21 protein-coding genes are annotated in these 25,959 nt (G+C 43.8%); 20 read left to right on the top strand and 1 reads right to left on the bottom strand.

The features are described 5' to 3' along the window. Positions 1-42: 42 nt before the first annotated feature. From E4K67_RS07285 to E4K67_RS07220, 12 genes are all read left to right on the top strand, one after another. The gene (locus tag E4K67_RS07285; RefSeq protein ID WP_135545740.1) at positions 43-1,053 is read left to right on the top strand and encodes an ABC transporter substrate-binding protein; all 1,011 of its coding nucleotides are present in this window, start codon (positions 43-45) and stop codon (positions 1,051-1,053) included. Positions 1,054-1,168: 115 nt separating this feature from the next. Next, positions 1,169-1,966, top strand: coding sequence for an ABC transporter permease (locus E4K67_RS07280; RefSeq protein WP_135545739.1), 798 nt, complete (start codon positions 1,169-1,171; stop codon positions 1,964-1,966). Next, complete coding sequence (locus E4K67_RS07275) at positions 1,967-2,743, top strand: ABC transporter ATP-binding protein (protein WP_135545738.1); 777 nt, start codon at positions 1,967-1,969, stop codon at positions 2,741-2,743. 524 nt (positions 2,744-3,267) lie between these two features. Beyond that, a complete protein-coding gene (locus E4K67_RS07270) occupies positions 3,268-4,287 on the top strand; it encodes a LacI family DNA-binding transcriptional regulator (protein ID WP_135545737.1) in 1,020 nt (339 codons plus the stop codon). 19 nt (positions 4,288-4,306) lie between these two features. After that, positions 4,307-4,705 carry a D-ribose pyranase gene (rbsD, locus tag E4K67_RS07265; RefSeq protein WP_135545736.1) on the top strand — a complete coding sequence of 133 codons (399 nt, stop codon included), beginning with the start codon at positions 4,307-4,309 and terminating at the stop codon, positions 4,703-4,705. Positions 4,706-4,731: 26 nt separating this feature from the next. Then, positions 4,732-6,231 carry a sugar ABC transporter ATP-binding protein gene (locus tag E4K67_RS07260; RefSeq protein ID WP_135545735.1) on the top strand — a complete coding sequence of 500 codons (1,500 nt, stop codon included), beginning with the start codon at positions 4,732-4,734 and terminating at the stop codon, positions 6,229-6,231. Positions 6,232-6,311: 80 nt separating this feature from the next. Then, a complete protein-coding gene (locus E4K67_RS07255; protein ID WP_135545926.1) occupies positions 6,312-7,202 on the top strand; it encodes an ABC transporter permease in 891 nt (296 codons plus the stop codon). A gap of 13 nt (positions 7,203-7,215) precedes the next feature. Continuing rightward, entirely contained in the window at positions 7,216-8,166 is a 951-nt protein-coding gene (locus tag E4K67_RS07250) for a substrate-binding domain-containing protein (protein ID WP_135545734.1), read from the top strand. A 12-nt stretch (positions 8,167-8,178) separates the two neighbouring features. Next, positions 8,179-9,111: a ribokinase gene (rbsK, locus tag E4K67_RS07245; RefSeq protein ID WP_135545733.1), complete on the top strand. Its 933-nt coding sequence runs from the start codon at positions 8,179-8,181 to the stop codon at positions 9,109-9,111. A 35-nt stretch (positions 9,112-9,146) separates the two neighbouring features. Beyond that, positions 9,147-9,815 (top strand): deoxyribose-phosphate aldolase, encoded by a 669-nt coding sequence (gene deoC, locus E4K67_RS07240; RefSeq protein ID WP_199242482.1) that lies wholly within the window; start codon positions 9,147-9,149, stop codon positions 9,813-9,815. 751 nt (positions 9,816-10,566) lie between these two features. Then, positions 10,567-11,472, top strand: a complete 906-nt coding sequence (locus E4K67_RS07225; protein ID WP_135545731.1) for a helix-turn-helix domain-containing protein — start codon at positions 10,567-10,569, stop codon at positions 11,470-11,472. 682 nt (positions 11,473-12,154) lie between these two features. Beyond that, complete coding sequence (locus E4K67_RS07220; RefSeq protein WP_135545730.1) at positions 12,155-13,027, top strand: radical SAM protein; 873 nt, start codon at positions 12,155-12,157, stop codon at positions 13,025-13,027. Positions 13,028-13,163: 136 nt separating this feature from the next. Here E4K67_RS07220 and E4K67_RS07215 read toward each other — a convergent pair whose 3' ends face one another. Continuing rightward, entirely contained in the window at positions 13,164-13,727 is a 564-nt protein-coding gene (locus tag E4K67_RS07215) for a DoxX family protein (protein ID WP_135545729.1), read from the bottom strand. 880 nt (positions 13,728-14,607) lie between these two features. Between E4K67_RS07215 and E4K67_RS07205 the strand changes: the two genes are divergently transcribed. From E4K67_RS07205 to E4K67_RS07170, 8 genes are all read left to right on the top strand, one after another. After that, positions 14,608-15,993 carry an amidohydrolase family protein gene (locus tag E4K67_RS07205; RefSeq protein WP_135545728.1) on the top strand — a complete coding sequence of 462 codons (1,386 nt, stop codon included), beginning with the start codon at positions 14,608-14,610 and terminating at the stop codon, positions 15,991-15,993. 132 nt (positions 15,994-16,125) lie between these two features. After that, a complete protein-coding gene (locus E4K67_RS07200) occupies positions 16,126-17,028 on the top strand; it encodes a BMP family protein (protein ID WP_243454358.1) in 903 nt (300 codons plus the stop codon). A 129-nt stretch (positions 17,029-17,157) separates the two neighbouring features. Then, positions 17,158-18,687, top strand: a complete 1,530-nt coding sequence (locus E4K67_RS07195) for an ABC transporter ATP-binding protein (protein ID WP_135545726.1) — start codon at positions 17,158-17,160, stop codon at positions 18,685-18,687. Continuing rightward, positions 18,684-19,706: an ABC transporter permease gene (locus tag E4K67_RS07190; protein WP_135545725.1), complete on the top strand. Its 1,023-nt coding sequence runs from the start codon at positions 18,684-18,686 to the stop codon at positions 19,704-19,706. The genes E4K67_RS07195 and E4K67_RS07190 overlap by 4 nt, the downstream gene beginning before the upstream one ends. Positions 19,707-19,718: 12 nt before the next feature. Further along, entirely contained in the window at positions 19,719-20,657 is a 939-nt protein-coding gene (locus E4K67_RS07185; protein ID WP_135545724.1) for an ABC transporter permease, read from the top strand. 187 nt (positions 20,658-20,844) lie between these two features. Continuing rightward, positions 20,845-21,681, top strand: a complete 837-nt coding sequence (locus E4K67_RS07180) for a MerR family transcriptional regulator (protein ID WP_243454357.1) — start codon at positions 20,845-20,847, stop codon at positions 21,679-21,681. A gap of 276 nt (positions 21,682-21,957) precedes the next feature. Then, positions 21,958-22,872 carry an Rpn family recombination-promoting nuclease/putative transposase gene (locus E4K67_RS07175; protein ID WP_199242481.1) on the top strand — a complete coding sequence of 305 codons (915 nt, stop codon included), beginning with the start codon at positions 21,958-21,960 and terminating at the stop codon, positions 22,870-22,872. A 270-nt stretch (positions 22,873-23,142) separates the two neighbouring features. Then, on the top strand, positions 23,143-25,725 hold the full coding sequence (locus E4K67_RS07170) for a RyR domain-containing protein (protein WP_135545722.1): 2,583 nt from the start codon (positions 23,143-23,145) through the stop codon (positions 25,723-25,725). Positions 25,726-25,959: the final 234 nt, after the last annotated feature.

Genomic DNA, 25,959 nt, shown 5'->3' with positions numbered 1-25,959 from the left:
TTAAGCATTCAATGAGTCCCCAAAAGGAAAGGAGAAAAGACCATGAAAAAAATTGCAGCCCTCATTTTATCACTGGTTCTGATTCTAAGTTTAGCAGGTTGTGGTGCAACAAATGCTGCCAAAGAGCAATCCAAAGATACGCAAGGAACCGCTCAAAAAACCCCATTGAAAGTTACTTTACCAACCTGGACTGGTTATGGCCCATTATTCCTGGCCCAAGAGAAAGGGTTATTTAAAAAACATGGGGTTGATGTCGAGTTAACGATCGTTGAAGGGTTAGCAGAGCGTAAGCAAGCTTTAGCTGGCGGTAAAATTGATGGTATGGCGACAGCCCAAGACGTTCAGGTTACCCTAGCAGCCTCGGGAGTTCCTGTTCAAGTTGTCTGGCTTTTAGATGATTCCTACGGTGGGGACGGAATCCTGGTCAAGAAAGAAATTCAATCTGCTGCTGACTTAAAAGGGAAGAAGGTAGCCTTTGAGGTTGGTTCTACAAGTCATTTGTTGATGCTAACAGTCTTAAAGCAAGCTGGTTTAACAGAGAAGGATGTTGAAGTGGTACCCATGTCAGCTGGGGATGCCGGAGCCGCTTTTGTTGCTGGGAAAATTGATGCAGCGGTCACTTGGGAGCCTTGGCTGTCCAAAGGGGCAAGTGCCAATGGTAAAGTGTTAGTTTCCACGAAGGATCTTCCAGGGATTATCCTAGATAGCATTAGCTTTAGAACAGAAGTGATTGAAAAACGTCCGGATGATGTCAAAGCCTTTGTAGCTGCAATGGCAGAAGCCATGGACTATTGGAAAGCTAATAAGGACGAATCAGATCAGATTATGGCTAAAGGCTTAAAAATCGACTTAAAAGAGTTCACAGCTACGGTTCCAGGTCTTAAGTTCCTTAATAAAGAGGACAATCAAAAAATGTTTGGAACAAGTGCCAAGCAAGGTTCTATCTATCAAGCAACAAAGAGTGACATTGACTTCTACTTAGAGCAAAAACTAATCGATAAAGCCATTACTCCGGAAAGTGTTATCAATTCCAAGTTTGTTGAAGGACTTTAGGAATGAAATAAGGAGTGCCCGGAAGGGCCTCCTTATTTAACGTCTATGGTCATAGCGGCGTCTTGGAAACCGGGTACTTAAAACACCTTAAAACACCTGGAAAGGGGGAGTAGCGATGTGGAAAAATATTTTTGCTCCGAAAAAGGAAATTTCAAAAGGTTTATATACTTCCGCAGGCCTCTTGGCCTTCCTATTATTTATTCTGGTGTGGTCAATTCTTAGTTATACTGGAATAGTGAATCCGCTATTTCTTCCGAGTCCCGGTAAGGTCATTGACACGGCTATCAATCTATTTTCTCAAGGGGATATCTTAACGGATATTAGGATTAGTTTTACAAGGGTGAGCTTAGGCTTTTTGCTTGCTGCCCTGATCGGTGTCCCCTTAGGGACTCTGATGGGGACACTCCGAATCATGGAAGGGTTTTTTGAGCCTTTACTGGGTTTTATTCGCTATATGCCTGCTACAGCATTTATTCCCCTGTTTATTTTGTGGATTGGTCTAGGTGAAGGGGAAAAAATGAGCGTAATTTTCTTTGGGACGTTTTTTCAGTTAACCCTGATGGTTATGGATGTGACCAAGAATGTCCAAAATGAGTTAGTCGAGGTATCGTATACTTTGGGAGCAAGTAAAGCGCAGATCTTTAGCAAAGTGATCCTGCCTGCATCTCTTCCGGGTATTGTGGATACTTTGAGAATCACATTTGGCTGGGCTTGGACGTATTTGGTTGTAGCCGAAATCGTCGGAGCGTCGAGTGGCTTAGGTTATATGATTATGCAGTCCTCTAGATTCTTAAGGCCGGATAAGATTTTTGTGGGAATCATAATTATTGGCTTGATGGGTCTGATTACTGACATTCTCTTCAAGGTCATCTATCGTACTTCATTCTCTTGGCTGAGAAAGGAGGGAGTGTAAATGGAGCATAAACTTGTCATTGACCAGGTGGGCAAAGTCTTTAATTCCAAGGGTGGCGAAATGGTCGCCCTCGATCGCACGTCTTTTAAGGTAAAAGAAGGAGAGTTTATCACGATCCTCGGACCTTCAGGGTGTGGAAAGTCCACCATATTAAGAATCGTGGCAGGACTTGAGGAACCAAGCTCAGGAACTGTGTATCTTGATGGACATGAGGTGAAAGGCCCTGGCCCGGATCGAGGTATGGTATTTCAATCTTATACTCTTTATCCTTGGCTAAACGTGGAAGATAATATTGCTTTTGGATTGAAACTAAAGGGAATCTCTCAAAAACAATGTACAGAGGTGGCCCAACATTATCTTGAACTTATCGGCTTAAACGGTTTTGAGAAACACTATCCGATCCAATTATCTGGGGGAATGAAACAGCGGGTGGCGATTGCCCGTGCGTTGGCCAATGACCCTGAAATACTCTTAATGGATGAACCGTTTGGCGCCTTAGATGCTCAAACTCGGAGTATTATGCAGGAAATCCTGCTCAAGGCGTGGGATGAATCAAAGAAGACGATTCTCTTTATCACGCATGATGTGGAGGAGTCCATCTTTTTGGCAGATTCGGTCTATGTCATGACAGCTAGACCCGGACGTTTAAAAGAAAACATCCCAGTGAATTTGCCTAGACCTCGCGATTATTGCATTAAGACCAGCTCAGAATTCTTAAGTCTTAAGACACGGTTGCTTGAGCTTATCCGTGAAGAGACTTTGAAAGCCATTAAGTAATAGATTAAATTGAACACCTAAAAACACCAAGATCATCATGATTTTGGTGTTTTTTTAAGGTGCAGATGTTCCTCTCAACGGGTCATAGTGATTGCTTAGTGGAGCAGTGGATACCTTCGTTGGCTAGAAGTTTGTTTTTGATCTGCCCATCCGGGAGTTAAACGACCTTGGCTGCTCACAAGCCGATCCAGGGCGGATGAGGAGATCTGAGGCCTGAGGCAGTGCTTGCCCAACCATGGGCTATTTTTGCTATGTCTTAATATGTCTTAAATTGAATCCAAAAAGTAAACGTTTTCATAATATAGGTTATACTGTAGTAAGTTTTTGAATCAATTTGGAAATCAGAGGTTCGTACAAGACTTATTTCTGAGTTATCATCTGCTTTAGAGGCATAAATTAAAAATTACCCTTAAGAATACTGTAGAAACTTGGCTATAAACTAACTATTGCAAAAATGTAAGCGAAGGAGTAGAATGAAAAATGTAAACGTTTAGATTTTTAAACAAGTCAGGTGGGATCATGAAATGCGCAAACCGACCATTAAAGATGTAGCAATTCTCGCTAATGTGTCTACCGCCACAGTATCTCGGGTTGTCAATAGACAAGGCGGTATTAAATCGAAAACCGAAGAACGCGTTCAGAAGGCCATAGAGCAGTTAAGCTACATACCTAACGCATTGGCCCGGAGTATGGTCAGGAAGCAGACGAATACGATCGGGGTAATTATTCCGGACATCAATAACCCCTTTTTTCCGTTGTTAGTATCGGGCATCGAACAACAGGCCAGGAAAAAAGGTTACTTTACAATCCTGTGTAATTCCAATGAATCCCCGGAGATTGAATCAGAACTAATTCAGGTTCTCTTGGAGCGCAGTGTCGATGGATTGATTATTACTACCGCAGATGAAGGCGGTTATCAGCTTCAACCTGTTATTGAGCGCATGATTCCTGTTGTTGCAGTCGACCGGCAAATCAAGAATTTCGAGGTAGACACGGTACTAGTTGGCAATGTGGACGGTGCTTATCAAGCGACTAGGCATCTGATTCTCCAAGGGCATACCAAAATAGCGATCATACGCGGTCCCCAAAAGACCACACCAGGGTATGAAAGATTTGTCGGCTTTCAACGTGCCTTAGCAGAATATAACCTTGAGCTGGATGAGAGATATGTCATGGAGGGCGACTTTAGAGAACAAAGTGGGTATGAGTGCACTAAAAAACTTTTCAAGCTAAATGAACCCCCAACGGCCATTTTTACCTCTAACAATTTAATGACTCTGGGATGTCTAAAAGCGCTTACGGAAATCGGCTGGATTTTAGGGGAACAAGTAGGGTTAATAGGATTTGACGATTTAGATTTCGCCGAATTTGTTAATCCCCCGTTAACCGTAGTTTCTCGGCCTATGCGCCAATTAGGAGAAGCGGCTTTTGACTTATTGTATGCCCAAATGACGAGTCAAGAGGATCGGCCCAAACGTCATTATGTTTTATCTCCAGAAATTAAAATTCGTCAATCTTGCTCTCTTAAATCACCAAAGCAATAAAAATAGAGGAGGAGACACTGTGAAAAAAGGTGGTATTCTAAATCCCGCACTCGCCAAATTGTTAGCGGAAACCGGGCATACCGATTATCTTGTGGTGACCGACGCTGGTCTGCCGCTCCCGGAAAACGTCAACACTAGGATTGATTTTGCCCTGAAACCTAATGTGCCTCGTTTTCTAGAGCTACTGGATACTGTTTTAGAGGAACTAGTTGTAGAAGAAATCATTTTGGCAGAAGAGATTAAAGCAGTTAGCCCAGAAATGCATGCTGAAATTCTAAAACGTTTTCCCAAGATTTCTATTAAATATATGTCGCATGTCCAATTCAAAGAGACGACAAAGCAGGCTCGTGGCTTCATTAGGAGCGGCGAATTTACGCCCTTTGCCAATATAATACTCGTGGCTGGTTGTGCCTATTAATGAATCGTTGCAAGGGGGAATAACCCATGAGCACTGCTAGGTTGAAGATGGTCGGCATTGGCAAGTCTTTTCCTGGAGTTAAGGCTTTGGCCGGGGTGGATATTGAAGTTGGTCAGGGCGAAATTCTCGCTTTGCTTGGTGAAAATGGCGCAGGTAAGTCTACACTTATGAAGGTTTTGGTGGGGGTTCACCAACCAGACTGTGGTGAAATCTATATCGACGGACAGCTTGTAATTATTCAAAATCCCCGCCAAGCCCAGGAATTGGGGATCAGCATTATCTATCAAGAGTTTAACTTGATTCCGTTTTTGAGCGTGGCAGAGAATATTTTCTTGGGCAGGGAGCCTCGAGTTATTAAAGGGGTTGTAAACTGGAAAAAACTCTACGCCCAGACCAAGGAATTGTTGGAGCGAGTGGGGCTCAGACATATATCACCTAAGAGTTTGGTCAATGAACTATCAATTGCGGAACAACAACTGGTTGAGGTTGCCAAGGCCCTATCCTACGCCTCGAAGATCATTGTTATGGATGAACCCACGGCGGCCCTGAATGAAGAAGATACGCGTCGTTTAATTAACATCATGGTCGGTCTCAAGGAACAAGGGATGGCGATTATTTTCATTACCCACCGACTAGAGGAAGTGGGTAGGGTTGCCGATCGAGTCACGGTGCTCCGAGATGGACGCTTCATCGGAAGTTCTGCCGCCCAGGAATTGTCCAAAGACGATATTGTACGGATGATGGTTGGTCGTGATATCAACGACTTATACCCAGAGCGTAACGATAAATTAGGAGAGACAGTTCTGGAGGCCGCAGGTTTAAACTTCTACGATCACTTGAAGGATGTTAGTTTCTCCTTAGCTAAGGGAGAAGTTTTAGGTATCGGTGGACTGATGGGTTCGGGCAGCGAGCATTTGGCGAAGGCACTTTTTGGAGTTTATCCCAAGATCCAAGGCACAGTCATTGTGGAAGGCGGCAAACCTATCAGTTCAATCAGGGAAGCTATCGATGCCGGGGTGGCTTTGGTAACGGATGACCGCAAAGGCTTAGGCTTGGTTTTAAATATGTCGGTAGGGAAAAATATCTTGATGCCTACTTATCGCCACCTAGCAAAACTTGGCGTATTGGTGAACCGGACCAAACACACAGATATTATTCAGAAGTGGATTGAAAAATTAAAGATCAAGGTTCATAGTCCCTCCGTTGAGGTCGTCACTTTAAGCGGCGGGAATCAGCAAAAAGTGGTTTTGGCAAAATGGCTGGAGATGAACCCCAAGGTGCTAATTTTGCAAGAACCCACGCGCGGAATTGACGTTGGTGCCAAAGGCGAGATCTATCAAATGATGAAAAATCTTACGGACGAAGGCAAGAGCATTATTTTAATTTCCTCGGAAATGCCCGAGTTGTTGGGCATGAGCCATCGGATTCTCGTGATGCATGCTGGACGTATTACTGGCGAACTTCTTAATGAAGAGGCAACCCAAGAGAAAATATTCATGTATGCGACAGGAGGGGAGGTTGGTTGAGCGTGGTAAAACAAGACGGCAACAAATTTTCAAGTATCGGTCTGATTAACAAGTATCGAGTATTTCTAATCTTTATTGTGATGTGTATCCTTGCTAGCTTCCTGTCCGATGCCTTTTTCACGGTTTCTAACCTCTTTAATGTTGCACGGCAGGTTTCAATCACGGCAATTATCGCAGCTGGAATGACTTTGGTCATTCTTATCGCCGGGATTGATTTGTCGGTTGGTTCAATATTAGCCTTTTCTGGGGCAACGGTAGCAGGGCTGTTATCTTCCAATGTACCCTTGCCCTTCGCCATAGTGCTGGCCTTGCTGGTCGGGACTCTTTTTGGCCTGACTAATGGATTTCTTGTCACGAAATTCGGAGTACCATCGTTTATCGTAACGCTGGCACTTATGACTATTGGCCGAGGAATGACTCTAGTTTATACCAAAGGATATCCCTTAGTCGTTTCTAACAGTTCCTTCCGTACTATTGGCGGGGGAAAAATTTTAGGTGTACCTTTGCCAATCGTTATCATGCTTGTGGTTTATGCGGTTATGTACTGGGTGCTTCATTACACAAGTTTTGGCCGCTACGTTTACGCCGTTGGAGGAAACGAAGAGGCGTCTCGCTTGTCCGGTATTCGAGTCAACTACGTTAAAATTGCGGTTTATGGTATTTCAGGTTTCCTTGCCTCGTTGTCCGCTCTGATTTATACCTCGCGCCTCATGTCGGCACAACCGACAGCCGGCATGGGTGTGGAACTGGATGCGATAGCCGCTGTAATCATAGGAGGCACAAGTTTATCAGGTGGAAAGGGAGGGATCATAGGCACATTAATAGGGGCCTTAATCATGGGTGTACTTGATAACGTGTTGAACTTAACGAACGTTTCGCCATTCTATCAAAGTATAGCTAAAGGCTTGGTTATCTTGGTTGCCGTTATTATTGATGGCAAGTTCTCACAACTTAGAAACTATAAAAAGTAGGGGGAAAATAAGAATGAAACGAAAATTAGCAGCTCTTCTTGTTACTGTACTTACCTTGAGTTTGGTCCTAGTTGGTTGTGGTGCCAAAACAGATAATGCTACCCCGCCCACGAAAAAGATCAAAATAGGTCTTTCCATGAATACGTTGAATAACCCGTTTTTTGTTGCTGTTAAAGAGGGTGCTGAAGCAGAGGCTAAAGCTGCAGGGATCGAGCTTATCGTCACAGACGCGCAGAATAATCCTGCCCAACAAATAGCGGATGTGGAAAACCTCATTCAACAAAAACCTGATATCTTAATTATTGATCCTGCCGATAGTGATGCTATTGCCGAAGGTGTGAAAAAAATTAACACCGCCAAAATACCTGTATTCACGATTGACCGTCAAACGAACGGGGGAGAAGTTCTCACCCACATTGGCTTTGACGCCATCAAATCCGGAACAATCGCAGGGGAAGCCCTGGCTAAAGCCCTGAACGGCAAAGGGAACGTTGTTGAAATTCAAGGAATTATGGGTACTAACGTTGCTCGGGATCGCAGTAAAGGTTTCAACCTAGCTATGGCCAAATATCCAGATATCAAAATTATTGCTAAGCAGACTGCTAACTTTGACCGCGGTCAAGCGCTCAACGTTATGGAAAATATCCTCCAAGCCAATCCGGTCATCGACGGCGTCTATGCTGCTAACGATGAAATGGCAATGGGTGCTCTTGCTGCCATGGATGCGTCTGGACGGACTGCTAAGATCAAATTAATCGGGTGCGACGCTATTGATCCGGCTCTCGCTGCTATTAAAGCGGGCAAAATGGCTGCTACCATTGCTGAGCCTCCCTTTTTCTTAGGGAAAGAAGCCATCAAAACTGCAATGAAAATTTCTAAAGGCGAAGCAATTGAGAAGTCCGTTATTCTTGGTTCCACGTTAGTTACTAAAGACAACGTTGAGACGGTCAAAACACGCGATTAGGAAGTGCTAATTATGAGTCAAGGAATAGTTACCGTCGTCGGCAGCTATGTGACTGATTTAATGAGCAGGACCCCCCATATGCCTAAAGTTGGTGAAACTGTCCTCGGTGGCCCATTCAAAATGGGTCCCGGGGGCAAAGGCGGGAACCAGGCAGTGGCGGCGGCCCGGCAAGGATCAGCGGTTTATATGGTCACAAAAGTTGGAGACGATGAATTTGGGGCTTATGCCCGAGCAAACTTTACTAAAGAAACTATCAACACGCAATACGTCTTTGTGGACCCGGTCGAAGCAACTGGAGCAGCGCTCATAGCGGTGGATGACAACGGAGATAACTTGATTGTGGTGGCCCTTGGTGCTTGCGGCACACTTACTACAGAAGAAGTGACTCAAGCAAGTCAGGTCATCGCAAAATCCGATATAGTACTGGTGCAGTTGGAGACGAGTAATGAAGCAGTCATCGCAACCGTTGCTCTGGCCAAAGGCCATGGAGTGCCGGTGATTCTGAATCCAGCACCTTACCATGAGTTCCCTCGGGAAATTCTCCAAGATATTACCTACATTACCCCTAATGAGACTGAAGCTTGTAGTCTAACTGGGTTAAAGGTGGATACTGAAGCGGACGCGCTTCAAGCTGCCAAAGCAATCTATGTCATGGGCGTGCCTAATGTCTTAATAACTTTGGGTAAAAAGGGTTGCTATTACTATCACGGTGGAGAGTCCGGCAAGCTCTACCCCGGCTTTGAGGTGCAAGCCCTGGACACAACGGGCGCCGGGGATGCCTTCAATGGCGGTTTGGCCTATGCCTTAGCTTCCGGACAAGCGCTTGGTGAGGCCATTATCCACGCCAATGCTGTTGCAGCGTTGTCTGTCACTAAGGTGGGGACCTCACCAGCGATGCCAACCATTGACGAAGTACTGGCTTTTAAAGCAGTCGATAAACTATAATTTAGTTTAAATATCTAACAGAGAAGAGTTGTCGAATGAAGAAAGTGAATTTCGCCAAACTGATTGATCATACTATCCTCAAACCTAATGTTCTAGATCAAGAGGTGGAGGCTTTATGCTCGGAGGCCAAAAAATTTGGGTTTGCCTCTGTTTGCCTTAACCCGTCCTATGTTGCTCTAGCAAAAAGTCGCTTAGCGGGTTCCGATGTAAAAGTTTGTACGGTGATTGGATTCCCGTTGGGACAAAATACGACTAGAACTAAGATTTTCGAGGCCGAAGATGCGATAGAATTAGGTGCGGTTGAACTGGACTATGTTGTCAATGTCAGCGATGTGCTTAACGAGCGCTACGCTGTGGTTAAAGCTGAAATGGAACAGTTTGCTGGACTTAAGCAAAAACATAGCGGCATCCTGATAAAAATCATTCTCGAAACTTGCTACCTGAGCTTGGCACAAATTTCTAAGCTTTGTCAACTCGCGAAAGAAGCTAACTTGGATTTCGTAAAGACTTCCACTGGCTTCGGCAGTGGTGGCGCTACTGTTGAACAGGTTGAGTTGATGCGCAAGACGGTTGGGCCAACAATGGGTGTGAAAGCTTCAGGTGGAATTCGTTCCTACGAAGACGCCTTTAAAATGGTTGAAGCTGGGGCATCTCGGATTGGAGCAAGTGCGGGCGTTAGGATTGTTTCAGAAGCAATTTCTTAGTTATAGAGCCTATGACAGATGTATCTTGGAGATTATTGGGCGGCCTGCTTGCGGGCTGTCTGTTTGTTTGTAATGATTTTAAGCTTGAAATTGCCATGTTGCATTCGCCTACCTTTGGTTGCTTACCGCTAGCCTGGTTTAGTTTCAGAAAACAATCCAATAATATAATCGAGGTGGAAGAAAGCCATGATATAATGGCTTGATAAGCTCCGTCGACCGACTGGCTTTGCCAGGATCGATTTGAAAACTGGAGAGATCACGAACTGGTCGTTTCAGTAGCGCTGGATTTATCACTTCTCCAGCGGCACCTGTAAGGCTGAGGATTTTAACGTCCTAATGGATCAGCTTAGGTGAAATGAGGGTATCAGCAAACTTACTCAAAAAATTATGAGTATAATTTTAAGCTGCGAGATTTATATGGTTCAATTCATAGTCTCCGATCTCCTGCATGCGCCTGCTTGTCGTTTCATGCCCAATGATCTTGGTGCCCTCAAAGCGCAATTGCCCCAGATGTGATCCCAATCAGAATGAGAATTAAAGACCAAGAGTTCTTTCGGGACTATTTGAGTCAAGAGATATACCTTTATGACATCCATGGAGAGTGGACCTAAGTGCGTATCACATAAAACATTGTGATGATTTCCTTTGATACACTGAAAACAAAGCTTTGAGGCTCTGTGATTGAACTCAGCAATCCAGGTCAAGAATTATTGCTTCTTTTGACTTATGCTGTACACGAGGAGGTGAGAAAATGAATCAGGTTGAAACAGTAATGGCAGTGCAAAAAATGCAGGATTATATTGATGCCCATATATATGAAGAGATCACACTTAAGCAACTCTCAAATGTAGCTGGATATTCTTCATGGTACTCGGCGAGAATTTTTAAAGATATAACTGGAAGAACACCCTTTGATTATATTCGTGCCTTAAGATTAACCAGAGCAGCACTTGTTCTTCGTGATGAGGAACGAAAAATAATAGATGTTGCCTTGGATTTTGTATTTGACTCTCACGAAGGCTTCACTCGTGCTTTTTCAAAAGAGTTTGGCTTACCCCCAAAAAGATACAGTCAAAACACTCCGCCTATACAACTTTTTATGCCTGCAAGAGTTTTCGATACCTACCGAGCATTTCATAAAGGAGCAATAAATATGAGTGAGAAAAAAGCAACCAAAACAGTATTCGTGCAAATTATTGAACGTCCTGCCCGAAAGGTACTTCTAAAGCGAGGAATCAAAGCAACAGACTATTTTGCATACTGCGAAGAAGTCGGCTGTGATGTGTGGTCTATGCTTTCTAGTGTTAAAGAAGCAATTTATGAACCAATTGGAATGTGGCTACCAAAACACCTAATTAAAGTTGGTACTTCCCAATATGTGCAGGGTGTGGAGCTACCGCTTGACTACAACAATTCGGTTCCTGATGGATATGATCTGATTGATTTGCCACCCTGCAAGATGATGGTTTTTCAAGGAGAACCTTTTAACGACGATGATTTCATGGATGCTATCGGCGAAATTTGGAAGCACATCGAAAAATTCAACCCCAATATTTACGGATATAACTGGGCACCTGAAGCAGCACCGAGATTTCAACTTGCCCCGATGGGTTATAGAGGGTATATTGAGGCGCGACCAGTTGTTACAGTGAATTAACGTCAAAAGCTGAGCATTTAATTTTATATGCAAGCAAACTATTCCGACCATCGGCTCTATAAGGGGAAGCGCTTAATAGACCAGTGAATTGACAAATAAAACCCCAGCTTTAGCCGGGGTTTTACTTCAAAGACAGGGTCTGCATAGAACCTTATCGCAATTAGAGGAAGAGGCTAGCACCTGCTAACTCTTTCCTCTAGTTCAAATTGAGTTTCCCTTGGGAAGAGTGCCAAAGGGATCATTTGTCTACATTCTTAGAGGTCTGAGCTTGCTCCTAAATATTATCAGCGACTTCCCCCCCGGCGGATGAGGTGGCAAGCTTCTAATTTCTGAACAAAAGGGCATGTAAAGGAAAAGGATTTAAGATTGTGTAAATTTGGCTCGTAGTATAGGATATAGTATTGCTGAAAGACCAGAAATTGGTAGAAGTATCGCTGTTCTTCTTGAAAAGGGGACTAAAATTATAAACTAAAAAGCAACTAATCTCGCACGAAGATAAGTTGCTTTTTAGTTTCTCTATGTTTAATCCTAGAACAATGCTATAATTAATGTGGTAAAATTTAACTATCATATTGCAACTAAATATAACGCGATGGTAGATGTCACGCCAGGCCTAACCCCGTCCCTGCGACAACTCCATCGACAACTGTTAGCAAATAGACTTTGCGAGGGGAGTGATTTCATGCGTTACGAAGGAACCGTCTATCGTCCACCCAGTGAAGCTGAAAGTTTGCTGATTCAAGCGACTATCGGCTGTCCCCATAATAATTGTACATTTTGTGGTATGTATCGGAACACCAAGTTTCGGATCCGATCGGTGGCAGATATAAAAGAGGACCTACTGATGGCCCGAGATTATCATGGCGACAAAGTAAGAACGATCTTTTTCCCCGACGGGAACACGATTTTAATGAAAACAGACCAGCTTATAGACATTCTTTACTATGCCCGGGAAATGTTTCCCGATTTGAAACGTATGACTGTCTATGGCTCTGCGAAATTCCTTAAGTTAAAAAAACTCAATGAGTTCCGCCTTCTGAGAGAGGCAGGTTTAACCCGTATACATTCGGGAATGGAGAGTGGGGATGACGAAGTTCTTCGTAGCATTAATAAAGGCTTCACAGCCTCTGAAATGATTGAAGAAGGTCTCAAGGTGAGAGAGGCCGGTATTGAACTGAGCGAATATATCCTCATTGGGATTGGTGGACGTGAACGTACCCAAGAACATGCCTTAGAAAGTGCCCGGGTACTCAATGCCTTTACCCCAGATTTCGTACGGTTACGTACTTATGTTCCTTGGAAAGGGACGCCCCTTTACGAAGACCACCAACAAGGACGCTTTCTCCTGCTTAGTCCCTACGAAGCATTAAGGGAAACCCGTCTTCTGATTGCTAACTTAGAAGGGCCTTTCGAGCTACTCAGTGATCATGTCTCGAATTTTGCTCCGATTAATGGGAACCTGCCTAACGATAAGCTAGAGATGATTGAAACCATAGATAGACTCTTAGCGGTACCAGAAAACAACTTTAGACAAGTGGATTCTCGTTACCTTTAGGTGGGTTGAACGAGAAGTTGAGATGCTCTTAGCATGGTAATAAAACCTCGGGGACAATAAAGAACAAGGTGCTTCGCATTTAACGCGGAGCACCTTGTTTTAGGCAGCTGGGGAGTGTGAGACCTATAATTTCTAATTACTTTCCTGTAGCAGCTGATAGTTCCCGCTTACCTTTTCCTAATAATTCCTTATTTCGTTTATATTTCAGGAATCCATCGACTCCAAGAAGCTCAGCATATTGAGCAAATTTGAGAAAGGCTAAGTTAGTCCAAATATAGCCGAAGTTATTAAATGATCCACCAGCTAGGAACTGAACATTCATGAACATTGCAATAAGAGCGAACCAGAATATTCGAAATCCTAGTAGCATAGATAAGCCCACTAAAAGTTCAAAAGTTACTACTAAGGTATCAGTCACTCCTGGCATACCTAAAAAGATATTTTGAGCAACCCAAGCAAAGGCTTTGTTAATGTAAAGCGGATCGAAACTAGTAACTTTTGGGCCTGCTATGTTGGTAATGAGACTTTCAATTTTCCCAGCCGAATTAAGTTTACCATCTGAAAACCATACTAATTTGTGTGATGCAGATTGAACCCATGCCCAGCCATAGATTAGTCTTACAACTGTGAAAATAATGACTAGAAAAGCCACTTTTCGGTTCGTAAATTGTGTTTTTACTTCATTAAGATATGATGTCATAAAGAAATCCTCCTTTAATATTTTTTCTTAACCATGGCAAGGTGAAACATTGAGATAGATAATAGCAAGTTTATATGTATACAGTGTTAACTAATTAACACTGTTAAACTTTCTTGATAACTCTGTTAACACATAAATTTACTCGGGATTCGACAGTGAAATGCTCAGGCTCGGCATTTACGTGAGTGAAGTGAAGTGAAAATGGAAAAATTATACGTTTGTAATAATTATTATAAACTAGAATATTTTATAAGTAAAGAGGTAATTTAAATAATATATTTATTGTTTTTGCTTAATTCATAGCAATAGCAATAGCCTGTTCTGATGAAAATTGCGGACAGATGGAACAAATTTATTGCTTTGAAAAACGAGATGGATAACTGGGGAACAGGAGGGAAAGTACTTAGCAAAGTATTGGCAGGAAGATAGAAGTTACACTGGTCCACAGAGGAAAGTAGCTAAATAAACTATACAAATCTTATCCGGTAAAAATGTAATAAAGCTGCCGAGGAGTTTCCACAGACGCAATGTTATGTTAATAGCTTTGGTTGCTACCTTGCATGCAGGTAGGGTATCATTCGCATATCTTTGTGAAATAAGTAGAAAATGTGCACTTAACGGGAGGTTACAATCAGTGAAGAGGTAGGGGACAGGTAGTTGTTTTAATCAGAAACAACGCACCCTGTCCCCTTGTTTTTCATGGACTCGTCCAAGAGGTCTTTGCAGAGCAACCGTAACAGCTACAATGTGAAACAAGTTACTTGACCCTATAGTTACTATAGGGTGTAGGATAAGTAATATGAAGCAATTATTAAAAGCAAACGGCTGCCAGAAACATTGGAAGAATTAAAACGATCAATAGAAAGGCTATGAGATAACGATGGGAAAAAGAATTCTAATTAAAAATGCGCGGGCCATTGTGACATGTGATGTTGCAGACCAAGTGTTTTATGATACCGATATGCTTATCGAGGGACCACAGATTATACAGATGGGCAAGAATTTACCGTCGCAGGACGCTGAAGTAATCGACGGGCGTGATAAATTCATTTATCCCGGCCTAATCAACACGCATCACCACTTTTTTCAAACCTTTGTCCGTAACCTGATGACGATCGATTATCCCAATATGCTGGTGGTCGAATGGTTGGACAAAATCTATCGTATTTTTCAAAAGATTGATTCCGATGTCATCTATTATTCTTCACTGACCGCCATGGGAGACTTGCTCAAGCATGGATGCACCTGCGCTTTCGACCACCAGTATTGTTATACACGCACGTCGGGCAAGTTGTTGGTCGACCGGCAGATGGAAGCGGCTGTACAACTTGGCATCAGGTATCACGCAGGTAGAGGCACCAATACACTCCCTCGTAGCAAAGGAAGCACAATCCCCGACAATATGCTGGAAACGACTGACGAATTCATTTCTGACTGCGAGCGTCTGATTGATTTGTATCATGATCCGGCACCGTTTTCAATGCATCAAATCGTAGTGGCGCCTTGCCAACCGATTAACAGCTACATTGAGACATTCAAGGAATCGGTCGCTTTGGCCAGAACCAAGGGTGTTCGCCTGCATACCCATCTTGGTGAGGGCGAAAACAACATTATGCAGGAGCGCTGGGGTAAGCGAACGCTTGAATGGTGCGAGGAAATCGGCTTTATCGGCCCGGACGTCTGGATTGCTCATGGCTGGGAGCTGCAACCCGACGAATACAAGGTGATGGGACAAAACGGCACTGGCGTTTCCCATTGTCCGGCGCCAGCGGTGCTGGGCGGTTTTCCGATACTTGATATGAAGGCCTTACAGAAAGAGAATGTGATCATTAGCCTGGGATGCGACGGTTCCGCAACCAATGACAGTTCTAGTCTGCTCGATTCGCTCAGGATGGCTTATCTGATGCAGGCCTACCATAGTAAAGCGCGCGGAGGGTGCCTTTCACCCTACGAATTGCTGAAAGTTGCCACGGTTAACGGCGCAAAAACGCTGGGACGCGAGAAATTGGGGTCGCTGGAGGTTGGAAATGCTGCTGACCTGTTTATGATCAACACTGGGGTGCTGGAACTGACGGGTACCCTGCATGACCCGAAAAATATTCTGGCGCGGGCCGGTGTCACGGGCCCAGTTTGGCTGACGATGGTTAATGGCAAGGTTGTGTTCAGGGACGGTCAACTGTTGGGTGTTGACGAACAAGCACTGTCCGAACAGGGCGAAAAGGTTTGCACGCGGGTGCTTCGTAATGAATGTGAAGCGTTCCGCTAAAAATAAGAACTATAAAGAAATGAGGGGGAATTTCACATGAAAATTTTTAAAGGTTTTGCACTTCTTATGTGTATGTTGATCCTGTTAACGGGTTGCAGCAGCGCGCAGCCAGCATCAAGTGAGCAGAAAAAAATGAAAGTTGCGCTACTCCTTTCCGGTCCGGCGAACGATCAGGGCTGGAATGCCACAGCTTTAGAGGGACTTAAGGCCGCTGAATCTAAATTCGGGTTGGAGACTACCTATACGGAAAATGTAGGGGTCGCTGACGCTGAATCAGCGTATAATGATTATGCGTCACGGGGATATGATTTGATCATCGGGCACGGCTTCCAGTTTGGAGATCCAGCAGTCAGTGTGGCTAAAAAATTCCCTAATCTCCATTTCATGGCAACTGAGGCCAATTCACAGGCTTCAAATATGGCTTCCTATGTGATGAGCTGTGAGCAGGGGGGATATCTGATGGGTATTCTGTCCAGTTCGATGTCCAAAACCGGCAAAATCGGTGTCATCGGCGGTATGGAGCAACCGTCCATTGTCAAGGAGCTTGAGGCGTTTAAGCTGGGAGCGAAAAAGGTAAACCCCAATATAGTGGTCTATGAAATCTACTTAAATTCGTTCACCGATGTTTCCGCTGGCAAAGATGCGGCCCTGTCCATGATCGGTAAGGATGCGGATGTCCTGTACCATGTCGCAAACCAGGCGGGCACCGGTGCCATCAAGGCGGCGGAGGAAAAAGGTATATTGGCTTGTGGTAATTCATACGACCAGAATTCAATTGCGAGTAACACTGTCATGTGTTCGACGGTGTATAATATGCCGACCGTCATTCTAACCGCAGTTGAAGCAGTAAAAAACGGTACGTATAAAGGTGGCGTGACTCACTTGGGCATGAAGGAGAAAGTCGTCGATATTTCCTCGTATCATTCGTTCGAGAGCAAAATTCCTGAAGCTACTAAAAAACTGATCGAAGATACCAAGAAACAGATAATCGATGGGAGTCTTATCATCCCAGTTATCGAGAAATCCACAAAATAGGAAACTATATAATGGGGAAGATGTCTCGGTGGACTAGGGTTGCGAACTGAAAGAAACGGCACGGATTTTGCCGGTATCAGGCGCAAACTGTCCAGTGAAACATCTTCTTCTTATTTAGGAGGTGAATCTATGGCTTTGCTTTCCATGAAGAACATCACCAAATCTTTTTTCGGGAAAATGGCCAATAATCAGGTATGTTTCGATCTGGAGCCTGGAGAGATCCATGCGCTCTTAGGGGAAAACGGTGCCGGGAAAACCACTCTGATGAACATTTTGTACGGTATCTACACAAGGGATTCCGGCGATATTCTATGGAAAGGGCAACCGGTCTCCTTTGCGTCACCCAGGGATGCTATTGCTTGCCATATAGGTATGGTGCATCAGCATTTCATGCTGGTACCTACCCTAACCGTGTCGCAGAACATCACGCTTGGGCTCAGGAGAAAAGGGCATCCGTTTCCTGACCGTAAGGCGCTTAATGCGGCCATTACGGAGGTTTCGAAAAAATACGGATTGCAGATTGATGTCGACGCATACATCTCCACGCTGTCCGTGGGCGAACAGCAAAGAGTTGAAATTATTAAACTTCTCTACCGTGATGCAAAACTGCTTATCTTGGACGAGCCCACGGCAATGCTTACCCCGCAAGAGACAGAATACTTTTTTGCGGTACTGCGTAAACTGCGCGCGGACGGCCGTTCGGTGATCATCATTACCCACCGCATCCCCGAGATCATGAGCATCACGGACCGCGTCACGGTTCTACGCGATGGGAACAATATAGTGACGGCGAAAACCCGCGATTTTACCGAGCGGGAGCTGTCGCAGTATATGATCGGCCGTCAGCTTCACAGTATCCAGCGGGAGCCCATCGTGCCCGACGCTGGCAGCGAGGGGCTGGTGCTCGAGGACGTATCCTTGACAGAAAACGGTAGGGAGCGACTCGATTCGCTGTCCTTGCGGATTGCACCAGGGGAGATCGTCGGCGTCGCTGGGGTTGATGGCAATGGGCAAAAGGAGCTTGTCGAGGTGATTCTGGGCATCCGTAAACATAGCAGTGGCAAGATCAGACTGGGCGGCGTGGATATAAGTTCGATGAGCGTACTTGAACACAAGAAGCTGGGAATGGGCTATATTTCAGACGACCGTCAGCAGGACGGCCTGGTGATGGACATGAACCTCACGGACAATATACTCTTAAAAACACACACTGACCCCCGCTTCATTGAGCACGGACTGATCAATGCCCGCCTAGTGCGGGAAGACACCCAAAAGGTAGTGGAAGACTATGCAATCAAAACGCCGGGCTTGAATACTCCTCTGCGATACCTGTCTGGCGGAAACCAGCAAAAGCTGATCCTAGCGCGTGAAATGGCAGGTGACCCGAAAGCGATCGTGGCCCTTCAGCCGACACGCGGGCTGGATATTGGTGCGACGGAGTTCGTCCAACAGCAACTTCTCGAGCGGCGGGCGAAAGGGTGCAGTATTCTCCTCATCTCAGCTGACTTGGAGGAAGTCCTCTTGCTGAGTGACAGGATCGTCGTGATTTACAAAGGGCGCTTTATGGGGATCTTCCCTAACACGAAAGAACTGGATCTCTCCCATATCGGTCTTATGATGGCCGGGAGAACGTCTGAAGCAGGGGAGGAATCACTATGAAACGGTTTGGAACACTTCTGTCGTTTCTCGGCATTGCTGTCCTGACGTTGTTAATCACCATGTTGCTAATCCTTATGGTTGGCAGCAACGTGGACCAGGCGTTCTCCGGCTTTTTATCCGGAATTTTCGGCTCGTTTTATTCGGCTTCCGAGGTGTTGGTGAAAGCGACGCCATTGATCTTGACAGGATTAGGCGTGGCAGTCGGTTCCCGTAGCGGGTTCATCAACATCGGCGCGGAAGGGCAACTTTACATGGGTGCCATTGCCGTTACCGGCATTGCTTTCTGGATGCATGATCTGCCGGCCATTGTTATGATTCCGCTGGTGATCCTGGGCGGGTTTGTTTTTGGCGGCGTTTGGTCAGTTATTCCGGGATTTTTAAAGGCGAGGTTCGGGATCTCGGAAGTGATCACCACGCTGATGTTTAATTATATTGCCCTAGGTATTGTCGGCATTTTGGTGCGTACTTGGCTCAAGGACCCATCAAGTGCTTTACCGATGTCGGCTTTTCTGCCTGACGCTGCGACGTTACCGATCATTTTGAGCTCTACACGGCTGCACGCAGGCTTATTGGTCGCTCTGATCAGCGTAGTCATCATCTGGCTACTGGTTTGGAAGACTCCCGCAGGTTACGAAATGCGGGCGGTGGGTCTCAATCCCAGGGCCTGTATGTGCTCCGGCATTTCGGTCTATAAAAACATCCTCCGTTCCTCGTTGATAAGCGGTGGCCTTGCAGGAATTGCCGGTGTGTGCGAGGTGACCGGACTGCATCATAAGCTGATTGAAGGTATCTCACCAGGCTATGGGTATATCGCTATCATCGTCGCGCTGCTGGGGAAGAACCATCCGATAGGCGTGGTCATCTCCGCTCTGGGCATTGCGGCGCTTCAGGTTGGTTCACTGGGAATGCAACGCATGGCTGGTGTGCCAACCTCCATTTCATCCATCATCATGGGAGTCGTCGTCTTATTAATTCTGGCACGTAAACGTATATTCCGCCGTCTTTTAACAGACGAATAGGAGGATCAAACAATGGATTCTGAAGTTATTGCGCTTGTTTCGGTATATCTAATCGCCTCTGTTCGGATGGCAACCCCCCTTATCTTAGCGGGACTGGGAGAGGCTATTTCTGAGAAAGCCGGGATCATTAATATTGGCGTTGAGGGAATTATGCTTTCTGGAGCATTTTTTAGCTTTATCGTCTCGTTTTTTACAGGAAATCTGTTATTAGGTCTGTTAGCGGGTATCGTGGGCGGCATCATGGTCAGCATGATCCATGCCGTATTAAGCATCCATTGTCAAGCCAACCAGACCATTGTGGGTCTGGCGCTCAACTTTATGGTACTGGGCCTTACCAGCTTCCTATTTTTGATGGTATTTGGCCAAGCGACAACCATCCCTTCTTGCGCGGTGCTTAGTGAGGTGAAAATCCCCCTGCTGTGGCGCATCCCGATAATCGGCGAGGCCCTGTTCAATCAGAATTTGTTTGTCTATATTGCACTGATCAGCCTTGTCCTGACGGCCATTTTCTTTTATAAGACGGAGTGGGGCGTTAATCTGGTGGCAGTTGGGGAACATCCGCAGGCAGCGAACTCCGCGGGCCTTAACGTGGTTGTAGTCCGCTATTTCGCTTGTTTTGTCAACGGTGTGCTGGGCGGATTGGGGGGAGCAAGTATAACGCTGGGACAGCTCGGTTTCTTCATGGAGAACGTTACCTCCGGTAGAGGCTACATTGCTTTGGTGGTGGTAATCCTGGGACGGCGCAATCCGTTCGGAATTTTTGCGGCAGCCATGGTGATTGGATTTTCCCAGGCGCTACAGTTCAATCTCCAAACCTTGGGCATTCCGATTCCCTCGCAGGTATTCAGCATGTTCCCCTATGTCGTTGCCGTAATCGTACTGTGTTTATCGATTGGTAAAAGCCGAGACCCGGCTGCACTGGGTGTCCCCTACGAACGCAATAAACGGTAAAGCGACTCAGCATAGCTCGGGTTTTTGCTACCCGAATAATGTCAGAACCCGACAGGATTGCCTGTCCGGTTATTGATAGATATAATGATCTCATCGGCAACCTTTGCATGACGAAACTGATTAACCGTCACTACGATGGTTCAAAATATGACGTCGGAGGAACGCAGATCTTCCGGCGTCATATTTTGTGTCTTGGCGCAGCGAAAGGAAGGATTATGATATGAAAGAGACTCTTAGCATTGGTGAAATCAGTGCATTATTTCATTTAAATGTGCAAACGCTCATCTATTATGATTCAATCGGTCTGTTGGTCCCGGCCGAACGGAATCCAATGAACGGCTATCGCCGATATCGGTTCGACCAGATATATAAGTTGGCGGCCATACGTTACCTGCATCGCCTGGGCTATTCCCTCAAGGAGATCCACTCCTCCTATTTAGAGTCCTGCGATATTAATTTTACGCTAGAGCAGCTTAAAAAGCAGTCGTGTATTTTAAGGGAAAAAGCAGAGAACTTGCTTAATACTGACAGGGCGATTCAGCAGAAAATCCATTTCATCGAGCAAGAATTGCCGAATGTTGACATGGAGCGCGTCTCAATCAAGGAATTCCCCGAGCGGCACTATTTTGCTATCGGCGGAGAGGAGCTGCTATATGGAGATGATTCGTTCTACCTCAATCCGACCGTTGTGTTTTATAAAGATGATTCTAAATATTTCGGTGCATATCTGTTCGACGATGGAGAAAACTTTAACCTGCAGAAAGAAAGAGCCGATTTTCTGCGATTTCCCGTTATACCCGCTGGAAGTTTTCTCTGCGGTTATCATCAGGGGGCTTATGAGCACATCCGTGAAAGTGCCTGCCGCATTCGTGATGCGCGTAAGGATCTAGATCTATCGGATATTACGATCAATTTTAATATCATTGACCAATTTGTAGAGCGGGACAGTAAGAGCTATATTACTGAAGTGCAAATTCCTATTATCGAAAACGAGGAACATCGCGCGCGGTTATTGTGCCTTTAGTAGCGGAGAGTTTTTTCTGCGCGCTCGTAGGTCTTGGATTCTTTTGGACCTCAGATGGACCCTTTTAGATGGGATTCGGGGGCCAAATTTTTGTTCTATGTGACAGGAGAGATCAAATCATGCAGGCCTATCTTCGGAATCATGAGACAGAAGGCACAAAAAAATCAGTTAAGGGTTCCACAGGTATTTTTGTACCCAAGCCGCCCTCTGACAATATACTGATTCCCCATATTATGGTATGATTAAGGTATATCAAAGTTTGGGGAGAATATCGTTATGAGACAGTTAATCGATCTGAAGGTAGATTATGCGTTTAAGCTTATTTTTGGCAAACTGGGTAACGAGAGGATTCTTATAGCGTTCTTAAATGCTACGCTCAAACTTCCTAAGGAAGATCAAATTACAACAGTTGTTTTATTGAATACTGAACTTAACAAAGAATATAAAGAAGATAAAAAATCTTTGCTAGATATCCGGGCAGTGACAGCCGAGGGAGTTCAAGTTAATATTGAAATCCAATTGGCAAACCAATATGATATGGAAAAACGAACACTTTTTTACTGGGCAAAAATGTACACTCATCAAATGCACGAAGGAATGGCATACCAAGAGTTAGCAAAGACAATTACGATAAATATTTTAGATTTTAATTACATTAAACAGACAAGGAATTACCATAGTGTATTTAGACTTTTCGAGATTGAAGAGTGTTTTGAACTGACAGAGGCACTGGAAATACATTTTATGGAATTGCCTAAACTCCTGGTAAAGTGGCGAGAAAGGTTGGTTAGTCCTTGGGAGGACGCCTTAGTACGTTGGTTATTCCTTTTGGAGGGCTCAGACGATGAAGAAATATTTAAGACCTTGGAGGAGATCGCAATGCAAGATCCTGTGTTAAATCAAGCGATGGAAGAATGGGAAAAATCGAGTGCAGATCCTGAAGTGCGAGAAGTTTATTTCGCAAGACGTAAAGCGGTTTTAGATGAGAAGGCAGCTATAAGAGAAGCAGAGTTGAGGCTACTGAAAGCGATAAAAGAAGGTAAAGAGGAAGGTATAAAAGAAGGTATAAAAGAAGGCATAAGAGAGAATAAGTTGGAAGTGGCCAAAAATTTATTAAATAGGGGAATGGATATTCGTGTAATCTCTGAAATTGTAGGAATATCAGAGAAAGAGGTTAGGGAAATAAAATGATTCCCTTACCAAACAACGCACCAGTCCCCTTTGCTGAAATATAAACAGGAAATGTACTCTTTAACCCTTCTGTACAGCGGGTGAAAGAGTACATTTTTCTCGTTGATGATTAGACCGCAAAGGTTGTCCGTGTACAACTGCATAAATTCAGCTGCAAAAGTTTGGTAAAAGAAATAGCTTATTGACAAAAGCGCAGTATGAATGAGTTCAAACTTATTATATAATTATGATATAAAATAGAATTATTCTAATGTTAAAGGGGTTTGGACTATGGGAAATATATGTTTTAAAATTGTTGTGTCAGGAGACATATGTGTAAATTTATTACAGTGGAGAACTGATCAACAGTGTACTCAGGGTTTGAATTGGCAGTCTTATCCACATGTCCACAATAGTTTTAAAAATGGAGAGGCACTACTTTTGTCAAAGTTTGTAACTCTAGCAACTCAGGCTTCAATAAGTTCACCGCAAATTCAAGACATCGAAGCTGCGTTGCCCAAAGAACTTCTTCGTTCTACTGTTGAGTTAGAGCTTTTTCCTGAAACTCTCAATAAAAATGATAATCACAAAGTCTACCGCATCAGTCGCTATCTTGGATTTACAGGACTGACTTCTGGTATGCCTATGTTACTACCGATCATAGATGATGACCAAAGTGCAGATATGGTCATATTGGATGATGAGAATAACGGTTTTAATGCTAACGAAGAATTCTGGCCTTTAGCAATAAAAACACCTGGAAAATCACCTATTGTAATATATAAGGTGAATCATCCCACCAGTTCTAGTAAGCTTTGGCATAATATAAGAGATTTCCATATTCAAAATACCATTGTCGTTATCAATAGTGATGATTTACGAGCAAAAGGAGTAAATATTAGTAAAAGTCTTTCTTGGGAAAAAACGGCGCAGGATTTTGTGTGGCAAATCAGTCATAACCCAGACCTGGCCTTCCTTGCCCACTGTCATCATCTTATAGTACCTTTTGGCCTTGAAGGTGCTATATATTATCAAAATAAAGGAGTAGCGGAATCTCAATTGTATTTCTTAACGTATGAATTTGAAGGAGGTTTTATCAAAGACAATCAAGGCAAAATGTTTGGACTAACCTCTTGCTTTGTTGCTGCGCTGTCCCGTAAGATAGCTACAGGAATTTGTAATAATGAAGAACTTAGTAAATCAATAGGGGAAGGTATACGCGAAGGCATTGTTGCTGCGCAAAAGTATTTCGTTTATGGTTTTGGTGAAAATATTGAGGAAAGCGCTTTTCCTAATCCATTAATATTTAAGGAAGTCGAAAACGATTTTGTCTGCAAAGAGCATATTCAAGATGTACTAATACGTGATACAAATACTACTTCAGACTATGAGACTGACTGGTATATTATTAAAGACAAGAGTTCTAGTAGTTTAGCAGACATAGCTTATAATATCGTCAAAAGTGGTGAAAAAAGTGCCCTCAAGTTTATACCCATAGCACAATTTGGCAAATTAAAAACGGTTGACAGGGCAGAAATTGAGGGTTATCGAAGCATCAAAAACCTAATGACGGAGTATATTTCTACGAAAAATACGGTTCGTCCGCTGTGTATTGCTGTATTTGGAACACCAGGGTCCGGAAAATCCTTTGGGGTAGCAGAAGTAGCTTCCAGTATTGCCCCTGATTTTACGGATAAATTGAATTTTAATTTATCTCAATTTCAATCAGTGAAGGACTTATTTGCGGCCTTCCATAAAGTCCGAGACCTTTGCCTGAAGGGAAGGGTTCCACTAATATTTTTTGACGAATTTGATTCGGCTTTTGAAGGGAATCTGGGCTGGCTAAAGTATTTCTTAGCACCTATGCAGGATGGGGAATTTAAAGAAGGCGATTCTATACATCCTATTGGAAAAGCTATTTTTGTATTTGCCGGTGGCACCAGTAGTACATTTAAAGAATTTGGCGGAGAAGATATTACGGATGAATTGGAACATAAACAATTTCTAATAGACTTTCAAAGTGCTAAAGGTCCAGACTTTGTAAGTCGTCTAAGAGGGTACGTAAATATTCTCGGACCTAATCAAACAGATGAACAGAAGGATCAATTATTCATTGTTCGTAGAGCAATGCTATTACGATCACTACTAGAACGCAAAGTACCTCATCTATTAAATGAGCGAGGTGAAGCTCAAATAGATAATGGTATTTTACGAGCAATGCTCAAAGTTACACGATATAAGCATGAATCAAGATCAATGGAAGCCATCTTAGAGATGAGTATGCTAACCGACAGTAAAAAATGGGAGCAATCACACTTGCCTTCTAAAGAACAGTTAAAATTACATGTTGATGAAGAACAATTTTTACGTCGTTTAATGCATGATGCTTTCTATAGTGAGAAATTTGAAAGTCTGGCAATGGATCTTCATAGGCATACTTTGCTGATCAAAGATAAGAACGAATCAAAATCAAATTGTATAGAATCATGGGAAACTCTTTGTAATGAACACAAAGAGTCTATATACGAACAAATAAAGCATATTCCTGATGCTTTGCATAGGATCGATTACGATATTATCTCTGTTAAGGAAAAGCTCGAAGCTGTAACATTTACTGAACGTGAATTAATGACTTTAGCTGAATACGAGCATGAACGTTGGTTACTTCAAAAAAAGGAAGCTGGATGGAAACTAGATACTATTATAGATGAAGAGAGAAAATTGCACCCTTTACTAGTACCTTGGAAAAAATTATCCGACAATAACAGGAATGAGTTAATTGTAACGATTAAATTTTGGCCAGAAATCTTGGCAAATTCAAACTTTAAGATAGAGCGACTCAAGTTTCTATCTTATTGTGAGACTGCACTTTAATTTTCCCCAAAAAGAGCAAGCTCACAATACATCGAACGCGAATTAAAGCCTCTCCAGCCAATAGCGGAGAGGTTTTAATTCGCGCTTCAAATTGCTGGGGTTTGGAGGACAAGTCCTATGGCTAAATATTCAACCCCTTTTGTTCGAGGTAACAGGAGATGACGATTTTATGGCGAATTTTATACTAAAATAGAGAAATATCGCAGATCAATTTTGAGCCAAAGGAATGATCAT

The organism is Desulfosporosinus fructosivorans (genome assembly GCF_004766045.1).
Classification (GTDB): Bacteria; Bacillota; Desulfitobacteriia; order Desulfitobacteriales; family Desulfitobacteriaceae; genus Desulfosporosinus; species Desulfosporosinus fructosivorans.
Note: the sequence above shows the minus strand (reverse complement) of the source record. Positions and strands in the feature narration are given on the sequence as shown.